Here is a 10,751-nt window from a genome sequence, read left to right on the forward strand (position 1 = left end):
AATAAGATGAAAGAATTAGATTTAATCCTCAAAAATATTAAAAATAAAGAAGTTTTACCTATTTATTTTTTCCACGGAGAAGAACCCTACTTTATTGATGTCGCTGTAAAAGCCCTTGAACACAACTTTTTGGAGGAGGATGAAAAAGCCTTTAACCAAACTGTTACATACGGAAAAGATACTTCATATCAGGAAGTTCTTTCTCTGGCAAGGCAGTTTCCGATGATGGGAGACAAGCAGGTGATTATCGTAAAAGAAGCTCAGGATCTGAAATTCAATGAGGATGAAAATAGAATTCTTGAAGCTTATGTAGAAAATCCTGTCCCGTCTACAGTACTGGTCTTTGCCCATAAACATAAAAAGCTTGACAGCCGAAAAAAAGCAGCCAAAGCACTTGATAAAGCGAAAGCACTTTTCCTTAGTGAATCTGTGAAGGAAAGTAATCTTCCCAAGTGGATCTCTGACGAATGTATAAAGCTTAATATCAAAACAGCACCCAATATTTCTCATCTTTTAGCAGAGTATCTCGGAAACGACCTTTCAAGAATTGCCAATGAGCTGAATAAACTGAAAATCATCCTTAAAGAAGGAGAGGTTTTGGACGGCACTATCGTTGAAAATCATATCGGGATCAGTAAGGAATACAATATTTTTGAACTTCAGAAAGCTTTGGGTACCAAAAATGCCAATGCAGCCTTTAAGATTGCTCATTTTATGGGTAAGAATCCGAAGAATAATCCTTTTGTAATGATGCTTGCAAGTCTTTATAACTACTTTTCCAATGTCATTATTTATCAGACCATGGCAGGGCAGTCACCACAAACTATTGCATCACAAATGGGGGTGAACCCATATTTCGTTAAAGATTATGCAGAAAGTGCAAGATTGTATCCTTTAAAACATGCAACAAGAGTCATTTCGATTTTAAGAGAATTTGATATGAAAGGAAAGGGGCTTGGAGCTGTCAATATGGGAGAAGCTGAGCTTATTAAAGAACTGGTTTATAAAATTATCAACGTAGATAAGATCAAAATGAAGGTTTGATTTTATGTTTGAGCGTAGGAGAGAAGAGTAAGTGAATGCTGAATATACGCGAATAGATAATAGACGGATAGATGATAGACAAGGAATATAGGTTTTAAACAGAGATTACCAGTTCTAACCTGAACCTGCATCCTGTACCTCGAAACCCGCATCTCGTACCCTCATTGACAATCCGCATATCTCTTATTGACAACTATCATTAAAATAACTTTAAAAAGACGGCAAAAATCACGAAATTAGCAGTCTTAATTTAATTAAATCTTTTTTGAACAAATAGATTATGGAGCAAAACATTTTAGATTGTGTGATCGTTGGATCCGGACCTTCTGGTTTTACAGCTGCTATTTATGCAGCAAGAGCAGACCTTAAACCTGAATTATATACAGGTTTGGAGCCAGGCGGACAATTAACTACAACTACTGAGGTAGATAACTTTCCAGGGTATCCAGCCGGGATTACAGGTCCTGAAATGATGATGGATCTGCAAAAACAGGCAGAAAGATTTGAAACTAAGGTTCATTACGAAATGATCACTAAAGCTGAGTTCTCTAAAGAAGTAGGCGGTGTTCACAAATTATATGCAGGTAACAAAGAGATCCTTGCTAAATCGGTTATTATTTCTACAGGAGCTACAGCAAAATATTTAGGTCTTGAAGATGAGAAAAAATATGCAGGAGGTGGAGTTTCTGCGTGTGCTACTTGTGACGGTTTCTTCTACAGAGGAAAAGACGTAGTAGTAGTAGGAGCAGGAGATACAGCTGCCGAAGAAGCTACTTATCTTGCAAAACTATGCAGAAAAGTAACATTATTAGTAAGAAAAGATGTATTCAGAGCTTCAAAAGCGATGGTACACAGAGTAGAAAGCACTCCGAATATTGAAGTGAAATTTCACCATGAGCTAATCGGGATTGAAGGAGAGAACAGCTTGGTAGAAAGAGCTGTAATCATCAATAACCAGACTCAGGAAACTTCTACAGTAGATGTTGAAGGTATCTTCATCGCTATCGGACATAAACCGAACACTGATATTTTCGTAGGTCAGGTAGACCTTGATGAGAACGGATATATCTTAACAGAAAAAGGTTCTTCAAGAACGAATCTTCCGGGAGTTTTTGCTGCTGGTGATGTTCAGGATCATATCTACAGACAGGCTATTACAGCTGCAGGAAGCGGATGTATGGCTGCAATGGATGCAGAAAAATACTTAGCTGAATTACACTAATATTCAGTTTTTAAATAGAACAAAAGCGTGCCTTAGGGTACGCTTTTTTTGTTCAGGTCATGGGATTTATAAATGATATCTATGTATCTATGTGGTTCAAAAAATTAACCACATAGATTTTATAGTTAAAATTGTTTTATTATTATAAAGCTTTTAAGGTACTAAACAGTAATCTTTAGCAATGTGAAAGTTTCCAATTTTTATTTTAGATCAAATCTTTGCGCCTTAAAACGATCTTTATCCAATATCCTTTTGCCTCTTTGCGATTTCCAACAAAATTTGCATTAGTATTATAAAAGTGTAGTGAAAACATTAATATATTTGTGAAGTTTCAAAATAATTTGAAGTTATATTCATTAAGATAAAATTATCAAAACAATAGACATGAAAAAAGTAACAGCAATCGGTGGTATTTTCTTTAAATGCAAAGATCCTGAGCAGGTAAATGACTGGTATAAAACCCATCTTGGTGTAGAAACCAGCCCATACGGAGCAAAATTTGATTGGAAAGAAGTGGAGTCCGATAAAAAAGGATATACTTTATGGAGTCCGTTTAAGGAATCTACTCAATATTTTGAACCTTCTCAAAAAGACTTTATGATCAATTATCATGTAGAGAATATTGAAGCGCTGGTTGAAGAATTAAAAAAAGAAGGAGTAACTATTCTGGATGAAGTTGCTACCTATGAATATGGGAAGTTTGTACATATCATGGATCCGGAAGGAAATAAAATAGAACTGTTTGAGCCAGCGGGAGAATAAAAGCCTGCCTGTATAAAAATAAATAGAGAAACTGCTTTTGAATGGAAGCGGTTTTTTTGTTTTTAAACCTGAAAACATTTAATAATATTTTATTTGCCTTCAATTTTAACAGTAATGTCCCATTTTTACAAGTTTTTTTGATGCGTTGTTATTAGTTTTGTATTATAAATTGTATTGATGAGATATTGCATAACGATGTTGTTGGTTTTGTTTGGCTATTGTGCAGAAGCGCAGAATTATTCTGTATTAGCAGATAAAGCGTCAGAGCTAGCGGATAATGCTAAAGACGAAGCAGATTACAAAAAAGCACTAGATTTATATGAAGAAGCATTCAGAATGTATCCTGAAAATAAGAATGGGGAAGGGGTATATAATGCATCAATTCTCGCTTCAAAACTGAAAAACAATGATAAAGCATTTCAATATCTTATGTCACTCTCTTCCATAAAGGGAGAAGGGTATAATTTTCCGGGCTGGAATTACATTCTTGAAGAAGATGCAGAAAAAGAATATAAAAATCTGCTATCCGATCCAAGATGGAAGACCTTAAAACAGAAGGCTACAGGATATAAAAAGCAGTTTTATGAAGAATTGCAAAAAAAAGAAAATGAGTTTTTCAGCATTAATAAAAGTACACTGAAAAATAAAGGAAATGTTGCAGAACTTTACAAGGAAATAAGAAACTTTAATCCTTATCAATCTAAAAAAGATCGTGATTATTCTATTGCGTTCAAGATTAATGATTCGGCTAAGACTTCGTTCTTTATTCATCTGCCTCAGCATTATGACCCTCAAAAGAAATATACATTACTCTTTTTTCTTCATGGGGCAGTAAGAAACAACGAGTTGATAGATTATCAGCTGGCTGGCTGGAACTTAGGCGGATGGAACAGATATTATACAAAATATGCAGATCAGAATGATGTGATTCTGGTTTTTCCAAGAGCGGATAAACAATATAACTGGATGTTGTCTGATGATGGTTTTTTTATGATTCCGGAAATGCTTAAGCAGATTAAAAAAGCGCTTAATATTGATGATAATAAAGTTTTTGTAGCAGGACATTCCAATGGAGCAACAGGTTCTTTTTCTTATCTGATGAAACAATCTACGCAGTTTGCAGGATTTTATGGATTTAATATGTATCCAAAAGTATTCACCGGAGGAACATTTGTAGAGAATATTAAAAACAGGTCGTTCATCAATTTCTCTACAGATGAAGATTATTATTATCCGCCAAATGCCAATGATGATTTCACAAAACTGATGAAAGGTATAGCTGCCGATTACCAGGAATACCGTTATAATGGATTTCCACATTGGTTTCCTCAGTTTGACGCATCGGAGCCGGCTTACAACATCATTTTTAATGATTTGAAAAACAGGAAAAGAAATCCGTTTCCAAAAGAAATTTCATGGGAATTTGATGACAATAAGAATGGAAATATTGATTGGATTTCTAATATAAAACTAGATACTTTAAGCAAAAATTATAAAGCGAATAAAGAACTGAATTTTAAGATTAATAAATGGCTGGTGTATGATGATAATGATAGTTTGAAAGTGAAAGATGTAGATAAAAATGCATTCGATTTTCCAAGAAAATCAGGTAAAATAAAAGCAGAATATAGAAATAATGTTTTCCGCGCTGAAACCTCCAATATTCAATCGTTTTCAATCAATATCTCACCTGAAGTGGTGGACTTGAAAGAAAAAGTAAAAGTATATATCAACGGGAAACTCTATTTCGACGAAAAAATAAACTATAACCATGAATACTTACTTGAGAATTTTAATAAAACTCAAGACCGGGAACAAGTCTGGATCAATCACATTGATGTGAAAGTATAAGATCCTGCTGATGATTTCCGGTAAAGTAAAAAACCTGTCTCTTTTGGGGACAGGTTTTGTTTTATATAATTGAAAAATAATTAATCCAAAATATAGATTTTCTTTTCCTTAAGATTAAAGCCAAGTTTCTTACCAAGCCAGTTAATACTTGTTTTTCCTTCATAGATTAACCCTTCCACAAAAAATACGTTTGGTTTATCTACTTTCGCAAACGAATTGGAAACAGAATTTACGCTTCCTTTATAGAATTTATTGATAATGGCAGGATTAAATTCACTTTTCTTCTCCATAAGTTGTAGCCCTTCTTTTTTTATCCCTAAAGTACTCATCAGTCTTTCACTCAGCCAGAAAGAATCATTACCAGCACCGGAATCCAGCAATACATTGATTTTAATATCATTTATCTGAATGTAAGTGGTAATATCCAGTGATTGATCTGCATTTGTTGAAAGCTGAATATCTACCACTTTCTTTCCGCTTAATTTTTCTTTTGGAAACACAATTTCTTTGGTGGTGTAATCTAAAATAAACTCTGTATCATAAAGCATTGGCAGGGAAATAAGCCCGTCTATTCCCTTGATTTCCATATTGTGGGTAGCATACCAGATGTCTTTAAACTTTTTACCGTTAAAAGTGATCTCTTTTGATTTGAACATGGGTACCGTAATTTGCTCTCCGGTAGCACGGAAGGATGTTAGGAAATTATACGACTCCTTTTGGCTCAGGTCTTTGGAAAAGTTGTTCAGAAAAAGATTGACCCCGCCGCCGGTATCAAAAATAAAGTTCCCTTTTTTACCTTCCACTTCAGCCTGTACAATAAGATGTCCGGATGGTAGTATATTGATGGGTGATTTCTGTGCAAAGACAGCTGACGAATATAGAAATACAGATGCAGCAAGAACCGACTTTTTAATAAATGATTGTGTAAACATTGAAATAGTTATTATTTTTAGTACTGTTCCTTTATAGGAACCTTACAAATATAATATTTTATTCAAGTAATGAAGGACACGTCTTGTATGGAAAATGTTAAACTCTAAAATTCGGTTAAAAATCCTTGTTCAATAGCTTTTAAAGCTTTGTAGAAGGAGTGATTTACTTCTGTTTCATGTTGCTTTCACATTTATTTCAGTAATCCGTAAAAATAATTCCCTTGATTTCTAGTCTATTATTAAGTTTTGTTAAAATTTGTGTTACGAAAGTTTTGCAGGAATTAAAAATCGTTCTATATTTGCACCACTGAAAACGACGGTATAGTCGCACTTCAGGAGAGTTGGCAGAGTGGTCGATTGCGGCAGTCTTGAAAACTGTTGACTGTAACAGGTCCGGGGGTTCGAATCCCTCACTCTCCGCAATAGTTAAATATAAACCTACTGATAGTCAGTGGGTTTTGTTTTTTATTAAAGTTTTCTTCCCCACATTTTTCCTACATACGTAGTAACAAACCTAAAATAAAGGGAGAATGTTCCTATGGGTGGTCAAATTACATACAAAAAGTTGGTTCAAATATTAAAGTTTTTATATTCTTGATAATAGAGTCCAATCATTTCTATTTGATTTATCTATTACTAAAATCAATTTTAAGTACAAATATTCCATAGTAATTATGTTGATGTAAGTATCTTATTATCAGTTGTTTAACATAATAAAATATTCCTTTTTTTATTAGCTTATATTCATATATTTGATGTGTGATTTTAAAATTTATTACAATCATGAAAAAACTATTATTTATTGCTATGATCGGTATAGCAGGTTTTGCAAGTGCAAAAGGAAACGTGGAGAAAGTAAATTCTAAAACAAAAGAAGTTACGGTTGCTAAGAGCACTAAAAAAGCTAAGAAAAAACTTCAAATGCAATGTGGGACATTTCAGGCAAGCTGTACATCTGCTTATACTTGTCAGGATTGGAGTGCTGGTCAATGGATAGAGTGGGCAGAAAAAATTCAAGATAATTATTGTCAACTATAATTTCTGAGTCATAATTTAATCATTTCTTTGAGCTCAATAGGAAAGAAGTCTTGATTATTAATCAAAAAAATCGTTCAAATAATAAATCTTGTTTGAACGATTTATTATTTTACAAAAAACAGCAATGAATTTCACAAAGAAACAAACTTTAACAATTTTATTTTTATTTTTTTTCTCTTTTTTGTTTTCTCAAACAATTACTAGCTATGCTTTAAGGGGAGAATTTACCTATTTACTTCAATACAAACCTAATACTCTAAATCGAGATAACGTTTACAAAGAACTTTTTACAATGCAAATAAGTGATAAACGTGCTTTTTTTATTAGTGAAAACAGGTTGAAATTTGACTCTCTTTTTATGGAGCAGTATAATAAAAATAGGAGTAATTTTAATATTGATATGAGAGGGTTACCTTCATCAAAATTTAAGTTTTTAATTATCCAAACAAATGATAATTCTGAATTTTACGAGTCAGTGGGAACAGCTCTTCTATCTTATAATACTCCTGTAATTCGTGATTGGAAATTGATTGATGAAACTAAAGTAATTAACTCTATTTCTTGTAAAAAGGCAGAGGTTCATTATAAAGGCAGAGATTGGACAGCTTGGTATTCAATGGAAATTCCTTTTCCTTATGGACCATACAAATTTAGTGGTCTTCCAGGCTTAATTGTTAAAATAACAGATAAGACTGGTGATTATGATTTTGAACTTGTAAAATCGGTATCAAGTGATAAGTTGAAAGGAAAAATAATAACAGTAAATGCAAGACACTATCAAAATGCTAAGTTAGTCACAAAAAAAGAATTAACTCAAGCAACCAAAAATTACAGAGACAATATTAAATATGAATTAGAAAAAATGGGTACTGTGTTTTCAGAGGGGCAAAACAGACAAAAAATAAGTGAAACTGATAAAAAAGGTTATAACCCTATTGAATTAGAATAATGAAAATGCATTATTTAATACTGTATGTATGACAGTACATATACTCCTTAACTACATTGGGTATAAAGAATAAAACCTGCTTAATTAGATTAATCTAAAAACAGGAATCGTTCAAAAAATAATTTGTTTTTACTTTTGAAAAGTTAATTGTTTAACTACAATTAAAAGAGAGTGTATACAACGTTTTTTTGAATGTTTCTTGTAAATGACAAATTATGAATTTTATAGAAAAACAAACTTTAACAATTATATTTTTTTTCATTTTCTCTATTTCGTTTTCTCAGACAGCTATGAGTGATTCGTTAAGGGGTGAGTTTACTTACTTGCTTCAGTACAAGCCAAATACCCTAAATCGAGATTACTTTATAAAAGAACTATATTCATTACAAATAACCGATAAACGTTCTTTTTTCAGTAGTGAAAATAAACTGAAATTTGATTCTGCTTTTTCAGCAGCATATAATAAAAAAAATAATGTTATTGATTTAAGTGGTATTCCTGCATCGAGGTCTAACTTTTTAATTATTCAAACAAATGAAAATTCAGAATTTTATGAATCAGTAGGGATGACACTATTGTCATATAATAGTCCAATAATTCGTAATTGGAAGCTAATTAATGAAACAAAAGTAATTAACTCTATTAGCTGTAAAAAAGCAGAAGTAAATTATAAAGGTAGAGACTGGACAGCTTGGTATTCAACCGAAATTCCTTTTCCTTATGGTCCATACAAATTCAGTGGTCTCCCTGGATTAATTGTAAAAATAACTGATAAAACTGGAGATTATGATTATGAATTAGTAAAAGCAGTATCTAGTTCTAAATTAAAAGGTCAAACTATTACAGTAAAAAAAGCACGATACCAAGGAGCTAAGTTAGTTACACAAAAAGAATTATCAGAAGCAAGAGCAAATTTTAGAGCAAATGCTAAACGTGAGCTAGAAAGTATGGGTACTGTCTTTTCACAAGACCAGTCCAGACCAAAAATAAGTGAAGCAGAGAAAAAAGGACACAATCCTATTGAGCTAGAGTAATGAAAAACGTATTTTCTTTGCTTAATTTGAACGTATTTTAGTTGGAATATAACTAAACCTTTTATATAACCGAAGTGTATATTCTAAATATTCAAAAATGGTTTAAAAAGTGTATAAAATATTTTTTTTAAAAATGTAAAGTATTGGTATTTAAATTAGTAATGTTAAAGTAAAGAATGTGTGTTATTGCACATAGAAATGAAATTCCCTCTATTTTTAGAGGGAAATTCTCTTTTTTAAAGCATGGTATATAATCTATCTGTCTTTCGATTTATAAAAAATTGCTCAGTTATACTTATTTCATAGTTTAGAATATTATAATTTATTCTTCGATAAGATTATTAATTCTGATAATCCCTTCTTGCTTTTTACTAGATTGAAACAATGATTCTAACTTTCATAAGCTGCTTACGCCTTTCGTATATTACTGAATCAGCTGGTCGGCTTTTAACGTACTGATATATTCTTTTTATATTTTTTTATAAACTATAGACTTACTGCAACTACAGAATAGAGGAGGCGAAAAACTTTCACAGGAACTGAAAAAAATAGAATTTTGAACCTTGAAATTACAAAGTAATATCATCTGAATTAAGAAGCATAAAGGTTACTGCAACTACAGAATAGATAGGGCAATAAACTTTTGTAAGAGCTTAAGAAAGATGAAATTTGAGCTATAAAAAAGCAGCAAGCTGAAGCGATGGCTGGAACGGGGAAGGTGATGGAAATGTATCTCACTTTGAAAAGAAAGGCTGTAAATGGCAAAATTTGATCACGAAAACCAAATGATAAAAACAAAATTATGTGATCTTATAAAACTCTGGGGTGTTCTATCAATTTATATGAACCAAAATATTGGTAAATGTTGTTGATATGAAACTCTATTCCAAAATAGTATACAATCCATGATTTTCTTAGGTAATCATCCGGTAAGTAATTCACTTAGTTCATAGTATGATAAAAGGAAGGTGACATCAAAAAGGCTCAAAAAATATATAATTCCATTGTAAGATGATAAGCTCATAAACCTTCCCCGAATATCAATTTTATCAAAACTAATTATTAATAATCAAATGAATACACCATTAAATACAATTTTAAGTTGGTTTGAGACTGGAGATTTTCCAACAGAAGCGCAGTTTAAAGCCACGTTTTTATCTTTTTATCATAAAGATGACATTATTCCCATAAAAAATATTGAAGGATTTGAGGATCTTTCTCACTTATTTGCCAGTGCAGAAGATTTTAAAAAGCATTTAAAGGATCCGGCGGCTCATTCCGGATATTTAGCTTTACTGAATGCCAGTAACCTCACTGCAACTCATGTTGATAACTGGAAAAGTAAACTTGGAATTAGCAATGTTGCTACAATCGACAGTTCTGGACAACCCGGGAATGTATATACTAAGATACAGGTAGACAGCTTTGTTAATGAGTTGAAAGATGCAGATAAAGGCTTGTCATCAGAGATAGAAAAGATTAAAAAGCTACTATCATCAAATGATTTGTCGTTAGATGAACTTCAGGAAATTGTCAACTTTATTAAAAACAATCGTAATGATATTGAGGCTTTAAAAGCGATTTCCGGAGAGTCAAGAGAAGACAAAGTAAAGCTGATACTTGACTACAATTGGCTGGGAAGCCCGAAAAATCAGCAGGAATTTAATAAGCAAATTTATGATAAGATCTTACTGATATCACAAACTCCTACAAGTGCAGTGGTGCAGGTCACAAAAAGTACAACATTTCCTAATCCTTTTGAAACTGAAAATGTGATCATTCAGGCTCGGGATAGTGTTACAGGCAAAAAAATAAATGTCGATGACTATGCAACCAACCAAATCATAGAGATTAGGATGTTTGGCGAAATTGTTAATCCTATTAATATTCTCATTTTAAAAGTTAAACCATAAAAAAAC

General features: G+C 32.2%; 9 protein-coding genes and 1 tRNA gene. 9 read left to right on the top strand and 1 reads right to left on the bottom strand.

What is annotated here, in order from left to right; translation table 11 throughout:
• The first annotated feature begins 6 nt into the window (after window positions 1-6).
• The 4 genes from holA to BBI01_RS07340 all read left to right on the top strand — a co-directional run bounded on the left by holA (window position 7) and on the right by BBI01_RS07340 (window position 4,879).
• Entirely contained in the window at window positions 7-1,044 is a 1,038-nt protein-coding gene (holA, locus tag BBI01_RS07325; RefSeq protein WP_065394017.1) for a DNA polymerase III subunit delta, read from the top strand.
• Between the two features lie 280 nt (window positions 1,045-1,324).
• Window positions 1,325-2,266, top strand: a complete 942-nt coding sequence (trxB, locus tag BBI01_RS07330; protein ID WP_065394018.1) for a thioredoxin-disulfide reductase — start codon at window positions 1,325-1,327, stop codon at window positions 2,264-2,266.
• Between the two features lie 384 nt (window positions 2,267-2,650).
• Window positions 2,651-3,028: a VOC family protein gene (locus tag BBI01_RS07335; RefSeq protein WP_065394019.1), complete on the top strand. Its 378-nt coding sequence runs from the start codon at window positions 2,651-2,653 to the stop codon at window positions 3,026-3,028.
• Window positions 3,029-3,205: 177 nt separating this feature from the next.
• Complete coding sequence (locus BBI01_RS07340; RefSeq protein ID WP_065394020.1) at window positions 3,206-4,879, top strand: alpha/beta hydrolase; 1,674 nt, start codon at window positions 3,206-3,208, stop codon at window positions 4,877-4,879.
• A gap of 80 nt (window positions 4,880-4,959) precedes the next feature.
• Here BBI01_RS07340 and BBI01_RS07345 read toward each other — a convergent pair whose 3' ends face one another.
• Window positions 4,960-5,811, bottom strand: coding sequence for a pepsin/retropepsin-like aspartic protease family protein (locus BBI01_RS07345; RefSeq protein WP_065394021.1), 852 nt, complete (start codon window positions 5,809-5,811; stop codon window positions 4,960-4,962).
• A gap of 335 nt (window positions 5,812-6,146) precedes the next feature.
• On the opposite strand from BBI01_RS07345, the gene BBI01_RS07350 reads away from it, so the two are divergent.
• From BBI01_RS07350 to BBI01_RS07370, 5 genes are all read left to right on the top strand, one after another.
• Window positions 6,147-6,231, top strand: a tRNA-Ser gene (locus tag BBI01_RS07350).
• A 363-nt stretch (window positions 6,232-6,594) separates the two neighbouring features.
• On the top strand, window positions 6,595-6,849 hold the full coding sequence (locus tag BBI01_RS07355) for a hypothetical protein (protein WP_065394022.1): 255 nt from the start codon (window positions 6,595-6,597) through the stop codon (window positions 6,847-6,849).
• Window positions 6,850-6,973: 124 nt separating this feature from the next.
• A complete protein-coding gene (locus BBI01_RS07360) occupies window positions 6,974-7,798 on the top strand; it encodes a GLPGLI family protein (protein WP_065394023.1) in 825 nt (274 codons plus the stop codon).
• Window positions 7,799-8,013: 215 nt separating this feature from the next.
• Window positions 8,014-8,832 carry a GLPGLI family protein gene (locus BBI01_RS07365; protein ID WP_065394024.1) on the top strand — a complete coding sequence of 273 codons (819 nt, stop codon included), beginning with the start codon at window positions 8,014-8,016 and terminating at the stop codon, window positions 8,830-8,832.
• Window positions 8,833-9,905: 1,073 nt separating this feature from the next.
• Window positions 9,906-10,745, top strand: coding sequence for a hypothetical protein (locus BBI01_RS07370; RefSeq protein ID WP_065394025.1), 840 nt, complete (start codon window positions 9,906-9,908; stop codon window positions 10,743-10,745).
• Window positions 10,746-10,751: the final 6 nt, after the last annotated feature.

The sequence above is a fragment of the Chryseobacterium artocarpi genome, from assembly GCF_001684975.1.
Taxonomy (GTDB): domain Bacteria; phylum Bacteroidota; class Bacteroidia; order Flavobacteriales; family Weeksellaceae; genus Chryseobacterium; species Chryseobacterium artocarpi.